Origin of the sequence: Spiroplasma endosymbiont of Nomada ruficornis, from assembly GCF_964030795.1 — a bacterium.
Classification (GTDB): domain Bacteria; phylum Bacillota_I; class Bacilli_A; order Mycoplasmatales; family VBWQ01; genus Spiroplasma_E; species Spiroplasma_E ixodetis_A.
In genome coordinates, this window is the sequence record NZ_OZ034962.1 from 1,454,026 (window position 1) to 1,473,927 (window position 19,902).

General features: G+C 23.8%; 27 protein-coding genes. 9 read left to right on the forward strand and 18 right to left on the reverse strand.

Translation table 4 applies throughout. From position 1 onward, the window contains the following. Positions 1–8: 8 nt before the first annotated feature. From AAHM79_RS08765 to AAHM79_RS08800, 8 genes are all read right to left on the reverse strand, one after another. Positions 9–215, reverse strand: a complete 207-nt coding sequence (locus AAHM79_RS08765) for a hypothetical protein (protein WP_342257316.1) — start codon at positions 213–215, stop codon at positions 9–11. Positions 216–232: 17 nt separating this feature from the next. Then, positions 233–394, reverse strand: a complete 162-nt coding sequence (locus AAHM79_RS08770) for a hypothetical protein (RefSeq protein WP_338957563.1) — start codon at positions 392–394, stop codon at positions 233–235. Continuing rightward, on the reverse strand, positions 370–690 hold the full coding sequence (locus AAHM79_RS08775) for a hypothetical protein (RefSeq protein WP_342257315.1): 321 nt from the start codon (positions 688–690) through the stop codon (positions 370–372). The genes AAHM79_RS08770 and AAHM79_RS08775 overlap by 25 nt, the downstream gene beginning before the upstream one ends. After that, positions 680–1,117: a hypothetical protein gene (locus tag AAHM79_RS08780; protein WP_338957565.1), complete on the reverse strand. Its 438-nt coding sequence runs from the start codon at positions 1,115–1,117 to the stop codon at positions 680–682. The genes AAHM79_RS08775 and AAHM79_RS08780 overlap by 11 nt, the downstream gene beginning before the upstream one ends. A gap of 2 nt (positions 1,118–1,119) precedes the next feature. Continuing rightward, positions 1,120–1,284 carry a hypothetical protein gene (locus AAHM79_RS08785; RefSeq protein ID WP_338957566.1) on the reverse strand — a complete coding sequence of 55 codons (165 nt, stop codon included), beginning with the start codon at positions 1,282–1,284 and terminating at the stop codon, positions 1,120–1,122. A 134-nt stretch (positions 1,285–1,418) separates the two neighbouring features. Next, positions 1,419–1,613, reverse strand: coding sequence for a hypothetical protein (locus tag AAHM79_RS08790; protein ID WP_342257314.1), 195 nt, complete (start codon positions 1,611–1,613; stop codon positions 1,419–1,421). A 63-nt stretch (positions 1,614–1,676) separates the two neighbouring features. Next, positions 1,677–1,937, reverse strand: coding sequence for a hypothetical protein (locus AAHM79_RS08795; protein WP_342257423.1), 261 nt, complete (start codon positions 1,935–1,937; stop codon positions 1,677–1,679). Between the two features lie 12 nt (positions 1,938–1,949). Further along, positions 1,950–2,081, reverse strand: a complete 132-nt coding sequence (locus AAHM79_RS08800; protein WP_338958910.1) for a hypothetical protein — start codon at positions 2,079–2,081, stop codon at positions 1,950–1,952. A gap of 653 nt (positions 2,082–2,734) precedes the next feature. On the opposite strand from AAHM79_RS08800, the gene AAHM79_RS08805 reads away from it, so the two are divergent. The 4 genes from AAHM79_RS08805 to AAHM79_RS08820 are packed head-to-tail and all read left to right on the forward strand — an operon-like array spanning position 2,735 to position 6,083. Further along, a complete protein-coding gene (locus AAHM79_RS08805; RefSeq protein ID WP_338957828.1) occupies positions 2,735–2,857 on the forward strand; it encodes a hypothetical protein in 123 nt (40 codons plus the stop codon). Positions 2,858–2,870: 13 nt separating this feature from the next. Continuing rightward, the gene (locus AAHM79_RS08810; RefSeq protein WP_342257667.1) at positions 2,871–4,109 is read left to right on the forward strand and encodes a hypothetical protein; all 1,239 of its coding nucleotides are present in this window, start codon (positions 2,871–2,873) and stop codon (positions 4,107–4,109) included. Then, positions 4,060–4,809 carry a hypothetical protein gene (locus tag AAHM79_RS08815; protein ID WP_342257668.1) on the forward strand — a complete coding sequence of 250 codons (750 nt, stop codon included), beginning with the start codon at positions 4,060–4,062 and terminating at the stop codon, positions 4,807–4,809. The genes AAHM79_RS08810 and AAHM79_RS08815 overlap by 50 nt, the downstream gene beginning before the upstream one ends. Continuing rightward, complete coding sequence (locus AAHM79_RS08820; RefSeq protein WP_342257669.1) at positions 4,770–6,083, forward strand: hypothetical protein; 1,314 nt, start codon at positions 4,770–4,772, stop codon at positions 6,081–6,083. Before AAHM79_RS08815 ends, AAHM79_RS08820 begins: the two co-directional genes overlap by 40 nt. On the opposite strand, the gene AAHM79_RS08825 is transcribed toward AAHM79_RS08820, so the two are convergent. From AAHM79_RS08825 to AAHM79_RS08835, 3 genes are all read right to left on the reverse strand, one after another. Continuing rightward, entirely contained in the window at positions 6,080–6,358 is a 279-nt protein-coding gene (locus AAHM79_RS08825; protein ID WP_338959597.1) for a hypothetical protein, read from the reverse strand. The two genes, AAHM79_RS08820 and AAHM79_RS08825, sit on opposite strands and share 4 nt — an antisense overlap. A gap of 150 nt (positions 6,359–6,508) precedes the next feature. Beyond that, entirely contained in the window at positions 6,509–6,925 is a 417-nt protein-coding gene (locus AAHM79_RS08830) for a hypothetical protein (protein ID WP_342257663.1), read from the reverse strand. 12 nt (positions 6,926–6,937) lie between these two features. Next, positions 6,938–8,215 carry a hypothetical protein gene (locus tag AAHM79_RS08835; protein WP_342257662.1) on the reverse strand — a complete coding sequence of 426 codons (1,278 nt, stop codon included), beginning with the start codon at positions 8,213–8,215 and terminating at the stop codon, positions 6,938–6,940. Positions 8,216–8,288: 73 nt separating this feature from the next. On the opposite strand from AAHM79_RS08835, the gene AAHM79_RS08840 reads away from it, so the two are divergent. From AAHM79_RS08840 to AAHM79_RS08855, 4 genes are all read left to right on the forward strand, one after another. After that, positions 8,289–9,260, forward strand: coding sequence for an Mbov_0401 family ICE element transposase-like protein (locus AAHM79_RS08840; RefSeq protein ID WP_342257670.1), 972 nt, complete (start codon positions 8,289–8,291; stop codon positions 9,258–9,260). A gap of 86 nt (positions 9,261–9,346) precedes the next feature. Continuing rightward, complete coding sequence (locus tag AAHM79_RS08845; protein ID WP_342257671.1) at positions 9,347–9,985, forward strand: IS30 family transposase; 639 nt, start codon at positions 9,347–9,349, stop codon at positions 9,983–9,985. A gap of 86 nt (positions 9,986–10,071) precedes the next feature. Continuing rightward, positions 10,072–11,022 carry an IS30 family transposase gene (locus tag AAHM79_RS08850; protein WP_342257672.1) on the forward strand — a complete coding sequence of 317 codons (951 nt, stop codon included), beginning with the start codon at positions 10,072–10,074 and terminating at the stop codon, positions 11,020–11,022. Between the two features lie 272 nt (positions 11,023–11,294). After that, positions 11,295–11,534, forward strand: a complete 240-nt coding sequence (locus AAHM79_RS08855) for a hypothetical protein (RefSeq protein ID WP_342257673.1) — start codon at positions 11,295–11,297, stop codon at positions 11,532–11,534. 625 nt (positions 11,535–12,159) lie between these two features. On the opposite strand, the gene dnaB is transcribed toward AAHM79_RS08855, so the two are convergent. The 7 genes from dnaB to AAHM79_RS08890 all read right to left on the reverse strand — a co-directional run bounded on the left by dnaB (position 12,160) and on the right by AAHM79_RS08890 (position 18,208). Beyond that, a complete protein-coding gene (gene dnaB / locus AAHM79_RS08860; protein WP_252320077.1) occupies positions 12,160–13,500 on the reverse strand; it encodes a replicative DNA helicase in 1,341 nt (446 codons plus the stop codon). A gap of 2 nt (positions 13,501–13,502) precedes the next feature. Then, positions 13,503–13,946 carry a 50S ribosomal protein L9 gene (gene rplI, locus AAHM79_RS08865; RefSeq protein WP_342257674.1) on the reverse strand — a complete coding sequence of 148 codons (444 nt, stop codon included), beginning with the start codon at positions 13,944–13,946 and terminating at the stop codon, positions 13,503–13,505. 31 nt (positions 13,947–13,977) lie between these two features. Further along, positions 13,978–15,975, reverse strand: coding sequence for a DHH family phosphoesterase (locus tag AAHM79_RS08870; protein ID WP_252320081.1), 1,998 nt, complete (start codon positions 15,973–15,975; stop codon positions 13,978–13,980). A 137-nt stretch (positions 15,976–16,112) separates the two neighbouring features. Then, positions 16,113–16,343, reverse strand: coding sequence for a 30S ribosomal protein S18 (gene rpsR, locus AAHM79_RS08875; protein WP_342257675.1), 231 nt, complete (start codon positions 16,341–16,343; stop codon positions 16,113–16,115). 12 nt (positions 16,344–16,355) lie between these two features. Continuing rightward, positions 16,356–16,859 (reverse strand): single-stranded DNA-binding protein, encoded by a 504-nt coding sequence (locus AAHM79_RS08880; protein ID WP_342257676.1) that lies wholly within the window; start codon positions 16,857–16,859, stop codon positions 16,356–16,358. A gap of 30 nt (positions 16,860–16,889) precedes the next feature. Further along, complete coding sequence (gene rpsF, locus AAHM79_RS08885) at positions 16,890–17,417, reverse strand: 30S ribosomal protein S6 (RefSeq protein ID WP_174481287.1); 528 nt, start codon at positions 17,415–17,417, stop codon at positions 16,890–16,892. A gap of 191 nt (positions 17,418–17,608) precedes the next feature. Further along, entirely contained in the window at positions 17,609–18,208 is a 600-nt protein-coding gene (locus tag AAHM79_RS08890) for a deoxynucleoside kinase (RefSeq protein WP_252320085.1), read from the reverse strand. A gap of 395 nt (positions 18,209–18,603) precedes the next feature. On the opposite strand from AAHM79_RS08890, the gene AAHM79_RS08895 reads away from it, so the two are divergent. Then, complete coding sequence (locus tag AAHM79_RS08895; RefSeq protein WP_342257677.1) at positions 18,604–19,554, forward strand: IS30 family transposase; 951 nt, start codon at positions 18,604–18,606, stop codon at positions 19,552–19,554. Positions 19,555–19,902: the final 348 nt, after the last annotated feature.

Below are 19,902 nucleotides of genomic sequence, written 5' to 3' on the forward strand. Positions count from 1 at the left end.
TTTATTCATTATTTATTCTCCTTTCTATTATTTCTTTCTTGCTTTATTAAGAAATTTATTCAAATAATTTGATTATCACCATCACCTAATTTTTTTAAAAGATATTCATATCTTTTCTTAAAATCTTCACTATCAATATCTCTATCTTGGTAAATTATTTTTTTCAATTTTTTTATTTTATACAAGGTTTTTGGAGAATATATTTCTCCATGCATGCAAAGAAAACATTTCATTATTTATTCTCCTTATTTTCAATTTGATTAGCAATTTCACTTAATATTTTTAATACTTTATATTCATTTTTTAATTCTTTAATAATAAATATTAAAAATATTATTAGTGTTATACTTGTTATTAATATTGGTGCTATTAATAAAATTTCTCATCATATCATTTTTTACTCTTTTCATTTTTTAAATCATTTAACATTAATTGAACAAAATACACGATTTTAGGAATGTTTAAAGTATTAAAAATTTGACCAGTGACAATAATTTCATCGTTTTTGTTTAATAAAATACATCGGTTATAAAATTTTGGATTATTAAAAATTAAAGTAACATAGTTTAAACCATTTCATTGACCACGAACACTATAATATAATTCTTTATTACCTTTTTCGTAATATTTTGCTTCAATAGTGTTACTTAGTTTTACTGTTAATTTGACATAATTGGCTTTATCTTTCATTTTTATAATTCCTTAAATAGTATTGAATGTGTTTATATGCATCTTGTTCATGTTTTGTTAATTTTATATTTCCTTTATAATTTGTTATTTTATTTTTATTTTTTGGTTGGTTTTCTAGATAATCTCAGTTGAAAACATCTTGTACTAATACCATTAATGAACCAATAATTTTAGGAGTTGCTAATGGATTAGTTAATAATTGTTTTGAACTTAAAAAGAAATTTTCTACAATAACTAATATTTTGTTTTCAAAAAATTGTTCTTTGATTATTGATAATATTCTTTTATAACGATTTTTACTTTCAAAAACATGTGTTGTGTTGAATGTTTCTGTATAAATAATCCTATTTGTTTCATTTGAATATATAACAATTCCATTATTACCAATACCAGCGGGGTCAATCCCAATAATTAAGTCATATTGCATTATTAATCAAATTCACCATTTTTAATTTTTTGATTTAATTGAGATATAAGATTTAATCTTCCATTAAAACAACTTTTTCAAAGTTTAGTTACTTTTTCATCGTCTCTCATTTCTTTATTTCATTCTCATTCATCTTTAAGATATTCAAGTATTTTTTCTTTATTCATATTTATACCTCCTACTTAACCTAATATTTAAAATACAGTCATAACAAATTGCTTTACTATTTTTATCTCTTAAAAAATATTTTCTTGTTTTTATATCATTAGTATTAAAGAATAAATAATCTAATTTATTTTGTTTACATGTTCAACAAAAATACTTTTTCATTATGAGTTGAAATTTCCTTATAAGAAGTAACTATATAATTAATTGGTAAATCATCATGTTTATATGGATTATTTATTTTAAAACCTTTTCTGTTTTCTTCTCACGTAATGTTATATTTAAAACAAGGATTAGTAATTTTAGTTTTGTTATCTGTTATTTCACCCATAAATCAACTATTATGCTGTTCATAAAATGTTAATTGTTCAAGTTTTATATCATTAAGATAATATTATTTTGGAGCAGTTGGTTTATTAACAGTTATTTTTTGGTCTTTAATATATGGTTCTAATAACTTGATTAATTCATTACCACTTAATTCTTTTTTAATATTTTCTAAATTAAAAACTCAATATGTGCAACTGTTATCAACAATAAAAGAATTATTTTTAATCATTCATTTTGGAAGAGATAATTTATATTCAACATAATCAATAAGAATAGATTGTGGTTTATCTTTAACAATTTGTTCTTTTTTAAATTCTATTTGCATAATAATCCTTTCCTAATATGTTCTGTTGCTTCTAGCATAAAGAACATATATTTTTATTCTTAGATTATTAATAATACTACTATTTGTTTTATTCATTCCAGCAATTCTGGGCTCAAAAATAAATTGTGAAATTTTAAAAAACATTGAGGCATTCGATTCAATATTTATTTAATTTGCGTTTAGCAAATTAATATTTTAATTGAACCGGTCCCGCTCAATTTTTTTTACAAGTTTGAAATTTATTTTCTCGCCCAAAAATTTTTCAAAAAAAAATAAAAAATAAAACCAACACTTGCTCACTTGGTAGTGGCAAGGTTGGTTAAATAAAGAATAATAGTTGGTCCCCACTCCGGGTCTATATATACTAGTTTCCAATTCGCTCCCACCCCAAGAATTACCATTTCTGGTTAGTATATTTTATTAGGTATCACTCCACTTTTTATTTATCCATGCAAGTCCACATGCTAGCTACTATTTTTAACAACTATGTTGTAGTTCACTTTTTTATTTCCCTAACACGTGTTGATAATAGTGCTAAAGACGGTTATTAAAAATTTTAAAATTTTACAATTACAAAAAAAGACAAGAATTTTATTCTCGTCTTTTGTCATTTATTTTTTAATTTAATAGTTTAAAAAAGAAAGGAGTTATTTTTAAAAATTTTTATTTATCGACATCTTCGGTACGCTCCCTCTTAGTTTTATCAGTACAACACTCAAAATTTATTACTATTTATTCTTTAAAAGGTAGCGATAAAGGTAATACATGAAAAGTAGAAGAATTACAGGAATAAAATTATGATTTGAAAAATTATAAAAATTATTTTAAGTTTAATTGGAGTTTTATTATCTTCTGCTGTTGCTGGTTTAATTATATTTATTATAGTAAAAATTGTCTTAAAAATTAATCAAATATTTTAGAAAGGAGAAAAAAATGAAACCTTTTTGACCAAGAAAAGATAAAACAAATATTAATAATAATGAAGAAAAATCTAAATTAATTTTTTTAGAAAATAAAAGTACACACACTGCTATTTTAAGTTATTTTGGTTTTAATGATTTTAATCATGAGACTTATTTTACTGATTTTGTTGCTGAAAATAATGCTAATTTATATAATGCTCCATTGGATATTAATAATGAAACTATTAAACAATATTTAATTAAACAAGAATTTTATAGAAAGAATTGAAATTCTATTTTTAAATTAAGCAAATTAGGAATTAGTGGTTATTTAATTTATATTGCTAATGATGATTTATATTTTCAAGTAGTAGATATACAGCAAAGAATTTATGATATTACTGGTAAATTAATTCAATGTACTATTTTTTATGATAGTTATCAACAAAATGCACAAACAGTAAGATTATTTGAAGTTTATAAATTAAATAATGAACAAGTAACTATTAATCGTGCAATTTATAGTATTAGTGATAATAAAAAACAATTTCCTTTACCTTTTAAAGAATATAGTAATAATCCTAATTTAGAACAAGAACAAACATTAAATATTAATTATATTCCAATAGCAATTATGAGAAATAAAGCAAATGAGTTAGCAGATTGTAATAAAGTAATGGATAAAATTAAAGCATTAGATGTTATTTATGAACAAATTGTTTTAGATACTATTTTAAATTCACCAAAGTTTATTTTTGACCAAACTTATGGTAATGCTAAATCTACAATGGATGAAGCCGTAAGAACATTAGTTACTAACAACTATATTTGAAAAACTACTGGTGATAATAATGAAAAAAGTGAAAATATTAATATGACAAGTAGTAATTTTAAAGGTAAAAATTTAACTGATATATATGATTGAAATATTAATGAAATATTTAAACGTTGTGGTATTCATATACCAAGTCAAAAGAAATCAGCACAACAATCGGTTCCCGAAAGTACAGCGGTAAATATTTCAACTATTAATTATATTGAACAAAAATTATGACAATTTAATATTGATATTCTTAAATTTATTCAAATATTAGTACGTTTAGATAAAGATTTATTAAATAGTAAAACATTTAATATTAATGATGAACAAGAAATTAATAACTTAACAGTTAAATTAAAATTATTTAATCCAGAAAATAACCAATTAATAGGAGAAAACAATGGAAAACAACAACAAACCACAAACGAAGTTTCCACAGAAACAAACTAAACTTAATCAAGCAGAAATAGAAAATGATTATTTAATTGATAATATTCCTTATGATTTTACTAATATGATGAGTGCTACTAGTGACCCTGATATTAATAGAGCATACGATGAATTTAAAAAAAGAAAAATTTATATTTATGAAATTGAACGTTTATTTAAAAATAATGAAAATAATAGTTTAAGATTTTCAGCAAATACTATTAAAATAGGTTTTATTGATATTGATAAAGTATTAAAAACTACTGCTGTTGAAACATCTGATTTTACTATGCAATTAAATCAAAGAGCAAGTACTAATATTAATGACAATACAATTGAATATAGTATGACTGATATTAAAAATTTAATATTTCAAGAAATAAATTTATTAAATCAATTTAAGTTATATGCAGTTAGTATAAATGAACCATTAACTGAAAATAATATTGATAATTTATATATTATTAATAATTATTCAGAACCTTATCAAAATCCAAAAACTAGAAGTACTAAAAGTATTACTATTATTAAAATTAAAGACTTTAAAACAAGAGATGGTTATCCAATTATTATTAAATTACAAAAACCACTAGATAAAGACACCAAAGTTATTGGTTTAAAAATTAAAGCACCTAGAAGCATGATTTTTGGCAATATAAAGGTACTTGGTGAAGTCGACAATTGGAGGTATACCCAAAGTTATTTGTCAAAGATAAGATAGCATTTCCGCTATTATCAATGCCTATTGAAACTCAACCAAAAGTTAGAATATTACAACAATGATTTAGTGAACAAATATTACCTTGAAATTTAGCAAAACAATTTATAGGACAAGAAAAATCAGTTTTAGATTTAATTGCTATTGGTGGTGGTAGAGAAACAAGAAAAGAAATTATTAATAATGCAAGAGTAACTAATGATAAAATTGGTTATGATGTTTCTAAAAATTCAAAAGTATGACCATTATCTGATGAACTAGAATTAAAAGATAAAAAATTAGAGTCATGATTTTTAGTAAGTGACTATAATTTATTTATTTCTACAACAAATAAATTTCATGATGTTGAACTAGAAATAAAAGATAGACCACCAATTGATAGTTTACAAAAAGTATTATTAGATATGTTAACTTATACATATACTTATAATAGAAACTTTGATGGTGCATCATTAAGTAATGTTTTAAAAGAAATGAATGATTTAGATAAAATTCGTGCTAAGTTTGAAGGACAAAAACCAAATGAAGTTATTACTAATTTATTTAAACAATGAGAATTAGATTATCCTAACTATACAAATTTACCAAAAGTTAAAATATTAAAACAAATAGTTATAATGCTATCAAAAAATATTTATTCAACCATGTCTATTAATAACGGTTTAAATGATGACTATAAATTATTATTACCTTATTATTTTGAATTAAAATCAAATCCTATACATTCTACACCTGATAAGATTTGAGAATTTAAAGATATAAAAGTAGTATTAAAATCTGCATATTTTGATTTTACAGATATCAATAACATTAAACTAAAAAACAATGACATTAGTCAAAATGAATTATTGAAATTAGATGATAATCAATTTAACTGACTATCCATAACTAATGAATTAGAAAGCAATAATATACCATCATTAATTCCGGCAGATTGAACATTAGGTAATGGTGAATATGGAAAATATTTTACAAGATTAATTATTAATAAAAATAAAACCGAAAATGCTTTAAATTTATATGGTTCAAATAAATCACAATTATTTTCTAAATTAGAATTTTATAAAGAAGTTTTACAAATTGACAATAATAGTGAATTTGAATTACAAATTGAAAATCCAATTAATAACTTAAATCGAATTGAAGTTAGCGGACTATTTGGTGCTGGTAATTATGATTTAATTTTAGTAACAAATAAACAAGAAATAAATTTAAATAATATTAATTTATTTGATAAATATAATGAAAATATTTCTTATATAAATTTAGAAATTTAATTATCAAAATATCCATCTGGATAAATACCATCTCATTTTACTGCATCATCAGTTAATTTATTTGATGCTCAGTAAAGAGTAATTTTATGTTTATTACTTACTGGTCTTGCTCAAATAGTTGCCCCCCAGTGTGCTTCATGGTCGTAATCATAAAAATATGTTAATTGATTATTTTTATTATATGAAACTATTCCTAAGATTAAACCGGTAACACCAGTTATTACAGCAAATGATAATGATATTTTTTGAAAATTTGTTTTTATTCATGTTTTCATAATAAATATCTCCTTTTTTCCTTGATTTTACTTTTAAATTGTACTATTTTTGATTATTTTTACAAGTATGCTTTTAAAAGCAAAATAACGCCTAAATTAAAGGTGTTTATTTTTTGATACCTATAATATTAATTGTATTGCGCTTATTTATTATATTGCAAATGTGAAGATACTTTTTTTGACAGTAGCATTATTTTTACCCCTAATTACATTTTTATATGGATATAATGCATAAAATAATGCATCATAAGGGTCTTGATACATATTTTTGTCAGGAATGTTAGTTTTGGTTTGGTCATAACGTAATTCTTCTAAACATTGAGTTGTTTTTGGTAAATCATCTTTATTTGCATAAAAGTTTCCATAACTCATAATATTTCTCATTCAAACTACTCTATTAGTTAATCCGGCTTCTTGATTTAAATTTGAAGCATGTTTAATAGCGGTTTGTGTTATTAAAATAGTATTGTGTTCATCAATTAATTTTTGATTTAATCAATCCATTGCTGTTCTTGCTTTATCATCATAAAAATAAATTGCTTGTTCAAAATTTTCAAAATTATCCATTAATCCTAAAATTTAATTAACATAAGCATTAATTTTTTCATTTTCATTTATAAAATCATTTGGAGTAACTACTAATTCACAAATAATATAAGCATCATAATAACCAGTATTATTATATTCTTTAAAACCAACTACCATAAATACAGTATGGTCTTTTGGTCCCGTAGCTCAATCAATACCAACACTATAAAAATCAAATTTATACATTTCTTTTTCTTGATTATAAAATTGTTTTAAATCATATGATTGTCAATATTTTACTGTTTTTTGAAATAGGAAAATTGTTGCATCGCTATCTAAAAATTCAAAACCATAATAAACAGTATTATATTCATCTGGATTACTTTTTTCCATTTCTAATAATGTTCTTTGTTGAATGTCAGGTAATTTATTTCAAAATGGTTGAATAGTAAATCTTAAAACAAATAAACCTAAACCACTAAACATATCTTTATTTTCATAATAAACTTTACCAACTTTTTTAAGATTTTTCATGACTTCATCATTTAATGGTAAAAATGGTGTACAGTATTTTAAATAAAATGGATGATATTTATCATAAGGATTACATGTAAAAGTAATGAAAAAACTTTTATAAAAATAACGAGTAATCTTTTGTCCAAAGGTAGAACTATATATATTTTTATCAATAAATGTTCAACTTCACTCTTTAATAGGTTTATTTGATACTTTAATACGATTACTTCTAAACATAGAGTTTTGTAAACGTTCATATCGATATGTTAATTGTTTTTCAGTTAATGTTTCTTTTTCTTCTGCCATAATAATTTCATCTGTTCTTGAACCTAAAAAACTTGACCCACCTGCTTCTTTTCCAAAAATCTTATTACCATTAGCATAACCAATAAAGTCAATTTGTTGATTACTTGGAAAGATAATACATCCCCCATCCTTAGTAATTTTTCATTTAATGCCATGTGGATTATTAGGTAATAAATTAATATTATATGTATCTAATAAAACTTGACAAACATTCATTAAAGCACCAATTGTAGTTTCACTATGAGTATTTTCATATCTTCTTACTTCTTGAACACTACTATCTCTAAAATTACAACATATAAATAAATCAAATGCTAAACAGTTTCAAGTTTTTCTTGTTCCACGTGCTGTTGGAACAAAACGATAAAAACAATTAGTAGTAAAATATTCTGCTCATTCATCACCAACAAATTCTTTAAAAATATCTCAACTAAAACCATAATTATTATCACTAAAATTAAGATTATATTTTTTATTTAATTGTCCATAACTACTAATAAAAGCCATATTTACTCCTTATTTTTTAAAAAAAATTAAACTTAAATTATTAACAAACAAAAATTAGAAAGGAACATTAAAAATGTTTATATTACCATTCGCAAATCATTTTGATTGAGACAAACATGATTTTAATCAAGATGAATTAAGTTTAAAACAAACAGAAGAATTATTTGCAAAAATAGATGATTATTTATGAAGTATATGTGATAAATCTGAATATAAATCATATAGATTTAGACAACGAAAATTAAAAGCAAAAAAAGGTTTATTAACTTATAAGCGACGTATTTGTACACATTATAACACAAAAACACAAAAAATGGAGTACGTATCATTATTAGATAATTATCTTGGTGTTAAAAAATATAGTAAACTTGCACCTAACGTTATTAAACAAATTTTAAAATATTTTGCTGATGGTAAAAAGTATCGTGATGTTTGTGATACTTTTATTGAAGATTTAATAAGTAATAGTACAGTTTGTAGAACATATCAAAAATTTGAATTACCAAAAGCAAATATTCCCAAAATACCATTACAACCAAATCAAAATTTATATGTAAATATTGATGATGGTCATCGAAAATTTAAGTTTAATGAAAAACACAATACTAAAAATTGTAAAAAATGTTCGATGAGATTAATAGTAATGTGTACTGGTAAAAAGAAAAATGGAAAATTAATTAATAAAAGAGCTGTATGTAAAATAAGAGTTTCAAAAACAGAAATTGGTGCTGAAAAAACCGCAAAATTAATAGAAAAATATGGTAATTTATTTTTTGAAAACTTTGACCAAGCAAATTTAATAGTTTGTGGAGATAGTGCAAAATGAATTAGAAAAACTGCTACAATTTTAAATGCTAAATTTATTTTAGATAAATTTCATGCTTTTCATGTTTTATTTCTTGGTATAATGGCAGGAAGAAGAAAAAATCAAATTGCTAAATTACACTATCAAAATGCAATAAATTTATTTGCCAAAGGTCAATATTATGAATTAATTGATTTTTTACAATCATTAACTTTACAATATGCTGAATTATACTTGTAAGTGCAAGTAAATAAAATTGCAAAAAATTCTCATATAAAAATTTCATAATGCTAAATTTAGTTTAGAAAAAAGTAAGGAGTTTTTATATGAGTTATAAACATCTTGGCATAGATGAAAGGATTTATATTGAGAATCAATTGAAATTTAAATTTAAAATTAGTGAAATAGCTAAAAATCTTAATCGAAGTATTAGTACTATTATTCGAGAAATTAATAGAAATAAAGATAATAATCATTATTTTTCATTAATTGCACAAAATAAAGCTGAAAATCGAAAACAATCACATATTAGTTTTCATAAGTTTAAAAATAAGAATTTAGTAAAATATGTACAACAAAAATTACTATTAGGTTGATCACCTGAACAAATTTATGGCAGAATTAAAAATTTTCATAAAGAGTGAGTTATTAGTTTTAAAACAATTTATACTTGAATTTATTTTGGAATGCTTGATAAAGTTACTAGTAAAAATTTAAGAAGAAAAGGTAAAAAACGAAAATCTAAAGAAAATCGTGGCAAGTTTAATGGTAAATCAATTAAAGAACGAGATATAAATGTTAATGATCGTATAACACTTGGTCATTGAGAAGGAGATACTATAGTATCATCACGAGGTAAAAGCAAATCATGTTTAATAACTTTAGTTGAAAGAGTATCACGATTTACTTTAGCAATATTAGTTAAAAACAGAACTACTAAAGTTATTGCTGAATTATACTTGTAAGTGCAAGTAAATAAAATTGCAAAAAATTCTCATATAAAAATTTCATAATGCTAAATTTAGTTTAGAAAAAAGTAAGGAGTTTTTATATGAGTTATAAACATCTTGGCATAGATGAAAGGATTTATATTGAGAATCAATTGAAATTTAAATTTAAAATTAGTGAAATAGCTAAAAATCTTAATCGAAGTATTAGTACTATTATTCGAGAAATTAATAGAAATAAAGATAATAATCATGATTTTTCATTAATTGCACAAAATAAAGCTGAAAATCGAAAACAATCACATATTAGTTTTCATAAGTTTAAAAATAAGAATTTAGTAAAATATGTACAACAAAAATTACTATTAGGTTGATCATCTGAACAAATTTATGGCAGAATTCAAAATTTTCATAAAGAGTGAGTTATTAGTTTTAAAACAATTTATACTTGAATTTATTTTGGAATGCTTGATAAAGTTACTAGTAAAAATTTAAGAAGAAAAGGTAAAAAACGAAAATCTAAAGAAAATCGTGGCAAGTTTAATGGTAAATCAATTAAAGAACGAGATATAAATGTTAATGATCGTATAACACTTGGTCATTGAGAAGGAGATACTATAGTATCATCACGAGGTAAAAGCAAATCATGTTTAACAACTTTAGTTGAAAGAGTATCACGATTTACTTTAGCAATATTAGTTAAAAACAGAACTACTAAAGTTATTAATAAAAATGTCAGTTATTATTTATCAATTCTTCCTAAAAACATTGTTAAAACTATTACTTTTGATCGTGGCAAAGAATCTTCAAATTGACAACAACTTGAAAAAAATTTAGATGTAAAAATTTATTTTGACAATCCATATTCACCTTGACAAAGAGGTACTAATGAAAATACTAATGGTTTAATGAGAGAAAAATTTCCTAAAAAATTTATTTTTTCAAAAACTAATAAAAATGAAGTTCATAAATTTATATTGTCTTTAAATCAAAGACCGAGAAAAATATTAAATTATCTTTCACCAATCGAATATTTGGATAGAAAAATAATTTAGTTGCACTTACCTTTACAATTTAGCAAATAAATAAAAATAAAATAAAACTTATTAAAGAAAACTTTAATAAGAATTTTTGAGTTATAAAAGTAAGTATTATTGTTGACTAATATTTTTGAAGTGTTAAGATTAACTTACAATTGCATATTGAAGTCTAAATTATTCTCGTCTAAACTTATAATTTAAAGACAAATTTGAATATTATTGACAACATCGGTATGCTCCCAAATTATTTTATAAAAGGGGGTTAAAGTTTGAAAAAGGGGTATTTTATGAAAAATTTAAAAAGTATACTATCAATTGTAGGTGTTTTAGGATTTACAGCAGCAACAACAAGCAATGTCACTGCATGTATAAGTAATATAACAAGTAATTTTCAAGAAATAACAAATTGAAAAGAAAATAATGGTGAAATTCAAAGCTTAGTTAATAATAAAATACTATTTATGCAGGAACCAAAACTGGTGATGACAAAGGTAATTTATTTAAAATTACTGATGATGATACAATAACAGCACTATCTGATTGAAAAGATACTAATGGTGAAGTTCGTGGTTTACTAAATGTCAATGGCACAATCTATGTTGGAACTAAAACAACACCTATTAATAATGCATATACAGGAAAGTTAATTAAAATTACAAAAGATGACACAATAACAATATTATCAAAATGAAATGTAAATAATGGTGAAATTTATAGTTTAACTAGTTCAACAAACGAAAGTATTTATATTGGAACCAAAACTGGTGATGGTCAAGGAGATTTATATAAAGTTAAAGAAGATGGTACAAGTACACTAGTAACCAACCGAAAAGAAACTAATGGCGAAGTTTTAAGTCTAGTTAATGACAATAATACAATCTTTGTTGGAACAAGAACTACTGATGGTAAAGGAAGATTATTTAAAGTTGTCTATACAGTAGCAATTGGTATTTTTATTTGAAGTAGCAGTGGTGGCGAAGTACATAGTTTATTAAATGTCAATGGTATTGTTTACGCTGGAACTAAAATTAGTGATAATAAAGGAAAACTATTTAAAAGTTTAAATCCAGAAGGATAATAAAAACTAATTAATTTAATTTATTAACTTCTTTTAAAAAAACCTAAAATTAAATTTTAGGTTTTTTATTATTTTTATCCTGTATAATTTTCAAACTTACCTCATTTTGGAATAAAAACAGTTACTACTTTTCCTGTTGGGCCGTTTCGATGTTTAGAAATAAGAATTTCAGCAAGATTACTTTCTTGTGAACTTGTTGTTTCTTCACTATTTTTTTCCTTATAATAATCATCACGATATAAAAACATAATTACATCAGCATCTTGTTCAATAGCCCCTGACTCACGTAAATCAGACATTAAAGGACGTTTTTCTTCACGTCTCTCCACCATTCTTGATAATTGTGATAAACAAACAATTGGTACTCTTAATTCTCTTGCCAAAATTTTTAAACTACGAGAAATATTTGAAACTTCTTGTTGACGTGATTCACTATCTCTACCAGTTAATAACTGTAAATAATCAATAATTACTAATTTAATGCTATTTTCACGACTTAATTTTCTTAATTTAGTTTGCAACTCTAAAACTCTTAAACCAGGTGTATCATCAATAATAATTCTTTTTTGTTTCAATTGCTCAGCAGTAGCACTAATACGATTTCAATCAGCCTGTGTAAATTTAGACTTATTACGTAAACGATTAGCATCAAAATGTCCTTGACAAGAAATCATTCTTGTAATTAATTGATCTTTTGGCATTTCTAATGAAAAAATAACAACAACATCGTTTTTATTATCTTGTTCATTAGCAGCATTTAAAGCAAAATTAAGTGCTAAGGCGGTTTTACCCATTGAAGGTCTAGCTGCTAAAATAATTAAGTCACCTCGCTGAAAACCACTAGTAATCATATCCAAATTGTTAATACCTGAACTTGTACCAGTAATATTAACTGTTGATTTTTGTAGTTGTTCAATTTTAGTTACCACATCATCAATGTGTTCACTAATTGGCAACATCTCTTCATGATTACGTTCACTACTTACTTGTACAATTTGAGCTTCAGCAGCAATTAAAACTTCATTAATTGACTTTTCGCTTTGTAACTCTTTACCTATATTTTTTAAAGCATTTTCTAATTGTCGTTTAGTAGTTCTTTCAATCAAAATATCAATGTGTTCTTTTAAATTAGCATCAGTAATATATTGAGCCACTAAAGAAGATAAATATTCAATTCCACCAATTTTATCCAAATTATTTTGCTTAACTAATTCTTCGGCAATAGTTGTTATATCAATACCAGAATTATTTTTATAAAGATTGGTAATTGTTTTAAAAATAATTTGATTAGAATTAATTGTAAAATCATGTGGTGCCAATAAATTTAATGCACTTTCACATGCTGGTGATGATTGAATCATCGCACTTAAAACATTAACTTCTGCATTATTTATATATTGACCATTGTTAGACATAATTATTCTCCTAAAACTTCAACCTTTAATTGTGCAATAATTGTAACATCTAATTTAATATTAATGTTAGTTATACCTAATTCATTAATAGGATTAAATTTAACAAATTTATGTTTATCAATTTTAATGTTATATTTTTGCACTAGTTGTTCACAAATTTGTTTTGAAGAAATAGCACCAGAAACTTTACCATTATTACTTTTTAATTTAAATTGTAAAGTAATTAAATCTAATTGTTCTTTAATTTTTTGTAAATCTTCTAATTCCATTTCTCGTTGTATTTTTTTATTTTCAATTACTTTTTGATTAATTTTTAATGCTTCTGTTGTAGCAATTACAGCTAATTTTCTTGGTAATAAATAATTTTTACCATAACCATCACTAATATTAACAACTTCACCTTTTTTACCATAATTTTTAACATCCGTTAAAAGGACAACTTTCATTGTAAACATCTCACTTTCTATTTTAATAATTTTAATACCTTTCAGTAGTAGCACTCTCACTTTGATATACGCCACTTTCAATTAATTTTACCAATTCATCATACAATGCTCTAATTCCCAATTTACTACTTTGGACAGCAGCAGCACTAAAGTGACCACCACCACCTAAGTTTTCACAAATAATTTGAACATTTATTTCACCGTTGCTTCGTGCTGATAAACAAGCACGTCCTTGACGATCATAAGCAATAGTAAATGATGCTTTACAATCACGTAAGTCTAACAACATTTCTGAAATTTGGGCTAAATATGAAGTATGTACTTCTAAGTTTTCATCACCAACAGCAACTAAAAATCCTTTTTTAATTTCTTGGGCGTGACTAATTAAAGCAAATTTATCAATTAGTTCATTTAAACTATTTTTCAATAATCCTTTAACTTTAGAAGGAGAAGCTCCTCAATCAGTTAATAATCCACAGGCTTCAAAAGTTCTTCTTGTTGTTCTTACTTGGAAATTATTAGTATCAATTAAAATACCTGCAAACATTATATTTCATAAAAATTCTGATTCAATATTATTAAAATCATTATAATAAATAATTTCTGTCATTGCTTCAGCTGTTGAAGAAGTTCCTGCATCAATATAAGAAGTAATGGTGCTACTAATTGATTCATCAGAAACACGATGATGATCAATAACAATAATTTTTACAGCTTTACTTAATAAATCAGGACTATCAACACGTTGTGGATTATGAGTATCAACAACAATTAATAAAGTATTTGCATGAAGAAATTTAAGTGCTTGTTTACCTGTAATAAAATTACGACTAATATAACTTTCAGGAACAAGTTCATGAAGAATTTTTAATGTTTTTTCATCAACTTCATTTTGATTAATAACATAATGAGCACTTTTATTTAAACTTTTAGCAATTTCAATAATAGCTGTTCCTGAAGAAATACTATCAAAATCAGCAGCCGCATGTCCCATAACTAAAATGTTTTCTGCTAATTTTATTTCATTATATAATGATTGTGCAAACATTCTAATATTAATTTTAGATTCTGATTGTTTTGCTTCAATAGTACCTCCAATAAAAACTGTATTACCACCAAATTCACGAATAACTACTTGATCACCACCACGATAAACTGCTAATTCTTTACTTTCAATAGCCAAATCATATAGATCTTTACTAATAGCATTACCATAAGAGAAACCAGCAGATAACGTAATATCTGCTTTAAATTTTTTAACACCTTCTCGAATATTTTTAATAAGTGGAAAGTTATCATTTCTTGCTTTATTAAATTCATTTTGATAAAGTAAAATATTGTAACCATCTTCAATATTACCTAATAATAAACCTGAATAATTATTAGCAAAATCATTTAATTCAGTTTTAATAAATGCTTCAACACGAATTTGATTCTCAACTCTTAATTTTTGTAAAGAATTATAAAAATTATCAATACTAATTACACCAAAAACTAATTTTTCTTGCTGCAATTTATTATATAAGAAATGATATTTAGTTGTTTCTTGTAACAAAATTGTTCTAGTTTGTACTAAATAAATAGCATCATAAAGCATATCTTCAATTTTAAGTGTAATTTGAGTAATATTATTACTAATTAATTGTTCTAAATCTCTTGATAGTTTAACAATTGATTTTCCAATTAGTCTACCTAAACCTTTATCTTCTAAAAATTCACTTACTCACATAATTGATAAATCACTATCTAAAACAATCATACCAACACTACCAAAAGTTAAAGCTTGTGCATTATTTAATTTTATGATTTCAGCTGTGTTAATATAACGATGACGAATTCATAAACTAAATAGAAAAATATAAAGACAAACAATAATAAAATTACCTAAAACTAAACTTAAAATTACAGTAATAGTGACCACTTGTTCTGCTGTCTCAATATTAACAATAAAATAAGTCAAGCCAATTAAAATTTCAACTACTAATCAAACAATCATTATTAAATGATAATTTCTTAACGATTTGAACACTTTGTCACTTCCTTATAATATTATTAATTATACTATAACACTAATATTAAAAACAGCCATTATCTTTTATGTAATATAATACTATTAAGGTCTTTTTATTAAAAATTGAGTAAGTTTACAAATCTTACTCAATTTTTTTATCTTGAATATCTTAATAATCCCATGATTTGGGTACGTTTTATATTTTTAGCAATTAAACGTTGATACTTTGGATTAGTACCTGTTGTTCTTGCTGGCAAAATTTTGTTATTATTACCCATAAATTTACTTAGTAATTCAATATCTTTATAATCAATATAAGTAATATTATTTTTAGTAATAAAACAAGATTTTCTTCTTGTAAAATTTCTTGGTTTACCAGTGTTCATAATTATCCTCCTTTAATTATTTAAATCTCAAATGATATCTTCTTCATCAAATTCTATATTTTGAATAGCCGCTTCTTTTTCTTGAAGCTGATTAATATTAGTAAAGGCAATATCAGTACTATAATTAGGACTTTTAAAAGCATCATCTAAATGAATTTTATTCTCATCTCTTGGTTTTGAATAATTAATATTAGTGTTATTACCACTACTATCTTTTTTACGATTATCTAAAAAAGTAACAGTTTGTGCAACCACTTCAGTAATATATAGTTCTTTTCCATTCTGATCTGTTGATTTTCTTACTGACAGTCTTCCTGAAACTGAAATTAAAGAACCTTTAACTAAATAATTAGTCATATTTTCAGCAACTTTATTTCAAGCCACACATGAAATATAATCAGCTTGATTTTGAATATTATTAACTGCAAGTGTAAAAAAAGTAAAAGGTTTTCCTGTTGAAGTTTGATGTAACTTTAAATCACGAGTGATTCTACCAATTAATGTAACAATATTCATTTTTTATCCTCACTTTTAACTTAGATTTTATTAATCTTTTTGTTCAGTATTCGATGCATTATTATTAGTATTTGTTTTTGAATTTTGGTAATTAGTTTTTGTACGATAAGATGACTCAGTACCAGCGATTGGTCTTGGTTTTCTTTCACCATTTTCATCACGATTATAAGAAGGACGATTTCCTGGTCTTGTTGGTCGAGAGAAAGAACTAGATTCTACTTGGCGTTTTGGTTTAAACTTATTAATTTTTTCACTATCTAAATTAATAACCAAAAAACGCATTACGTCTAATTGTCTTTGTTTATTTAAAGCTACACGATTAAAGTTAGCAATATTTTCTGGTGAAGTTAGCACTTCAATAATAAAATAATGACCCTTAACTTTTTTGTTAATAGGATAAGCAAATTGACGAATAGAATCTTGTTCTTTAGTAATTTTTCCAGCATTTTTAGTTAAAATTTCACAAAATTCTTTTTTAATTAATTGTGCTTTTTCTTGATTTTGATCATCAACGATGTACATAATTTCATAATTATGCTTTTGTTTTAAATCTTCCAATGTTCGAAGACCTCCTTTTGGGCATATGGCTCTGATGAGCAAGGAGTAAATATATTAAGTTTGATTTTGAAATATTTGACTCATACAATATTATAACGTAATTACCTTTAAAGTAAAGGAAAAATAACAATAATTATTAATATAACATGAGAAAAAATGACTAAATAAAAATTTGATTTCAATAAGAAATTTTATTTTATATAATCAATTATTTTTTGCACTATTTCCTTAGGGGTTAAATCATTAGTGTCAATTACTAAAAAATTAAAGTTATTTTTTTCTTTTTCATATCACTGTTCATATTTTTTATTTAATAAACTTCAGTATTCATGAGGTACATGTTTTTCTGATTCACGACCACGAAGGTTTATGCGTTCAATTGTGTTTTCAAGATTTGCTTTTAAATAGACAATTAAATCAGGTTTAATTTGTGGATCAAAATAAAGTGATGAAATAATAACATTATTATAAAAATTTAAATACACTTCATAATCTCTATCATTCATATTGTTTTGAGCTTTTAATACTTCAACGAAAATAGGATCTTCTAAAATACTGCGATCAAAAATAACATTGTTAAAATTTTGTGCTTCTTTTAATTGTTTACTTCGTGCCATCAACATAAATACTTGCATTTTAAAAGCATATTCTAAAGGATTTTGATAAAAATCATCTAAATAGGGATTACTAGTAACTGGCTCGTCCATAATTTTATATTTTAATAATTTTGCTAATTCTCTACTAATAGTGCTCTTACCAACACCAACTACACCAGATAATACAATTTTCATTTTTTGCCTCCCATAATATATGATTACAATTAATTTATCTTAATATATAAATTTTCTCCCTCCAAATAAAAAAACATTTAATAAATTAAATTTTACTTTTACTAAAACTCGTTGCTTATATTTTCAAAGATTAACATAATATCAATTACATTTTTGAAATTATTGATAATACACTTTCTTGATTCTATATACCCTTTAATAACTATACTTATCATAACATAGAATTTATTGATAACGATACTACTACTTTTTAATACCTAAAGAGTTATCAAATAAATCAAATTGATATATGCTGAATTATACTTGTAAGTGCAAGTAAATAAAATTGCAAAAAATTCTCATATAAAAATTTCATAATGCTAAATTTAGTTTAGAAAAAAGTAAGGAGTTTTTATATGAGTTATAAACATCTTGGCATAGATGAAAGGATTTATATTGAGAATCAATTGAAATTTAAATTTAAAATTAGTGAAATAGCTAAAAATCTTAATCGAAGTATTAGTACTATTATTCGAGAAATTAATAGAAATAAAGATAATAATCATTATTTTTCATTAATTGCACAAAATAAAGCTGAAAATCGAAAACAATCACATATTAGTTTTCATAAGTTTAAAAATAAGAATTTAGTAAAATATGTACAACAAAAATTACTATTAGGTTGATCACCTGAACAAATTTATGGCAGAATTAAAAATTTTCATAAAGAGTGAGTTATTAGTTTTAAAACAATTTATACTTGAATTTATTTTGGAATGCTTGATAAAGTTACTAGTAAAAATTTAAGAAGAAAAGGTAAAAAACGAAAATCTAAAGAAAATCGTGGCAAGTTTAATGGTAAATCAATTAAAGAACGATATATAAATGTTAATGATCGTATAACACTTGGTCATTGAGAAGGAGATACTATAGTATCATCACGAGGTAAAAGCAAATCATGTTTAATAACTTTAGTTGAAAGAGTATCACGATTTACTTTAGCAATATTAGTTAAAAACAGAACTACTAAAGTTATTAATAAAAATGTCAGTTATTATTTATCAATTCTTCCTAAAAACATTGTTAAAACTATTACTTTTGATCGTGGCAAAGAATTTTCAAATTGACAACAACTTGAAAAAAATTTAGATGTAAAAATTTATTTTGCCAATCCATATTCACCTTGACAAAGAGGTACTAATGAAAATACTAATGGTTTAATTAGAGAAAAATTTCCTAAAAAATTTATTTTTTCAAAAACTAATAAAAATGAAGTTCATAAATTTATATTGTCTTTAAATCAAAGACCGAGAAAAATACTAAATTATCTTTCACCAATCGAATATTTGGATAGAAAAATAATTTAGTTGCACTTACCTTTACAATTTAGCACCGAAAATACTGTTGTTATTGCTCATCATGCTAACTTTAACATTAATATCTTAAGATCATTAATAAATCATAATGATTTAGAGTGCTCTAATTTTTTTTACATTTGTTCAGTTAAGTTATTTAGGAGAACATATGATTATCCTAATAATCGTTTAAGTGCTCTTGCTCATAGTAATCAAATTAAATTTGATCATCATGATCCATTGGCAGATGTTACCACTTTACATAAATTAATTAATATACATTTCAGTGAACATTACCATTTAAAAACTTTATGTAATAATCTTAATATTAAAATGGGGAGATTATTTGGTGATTCTTTA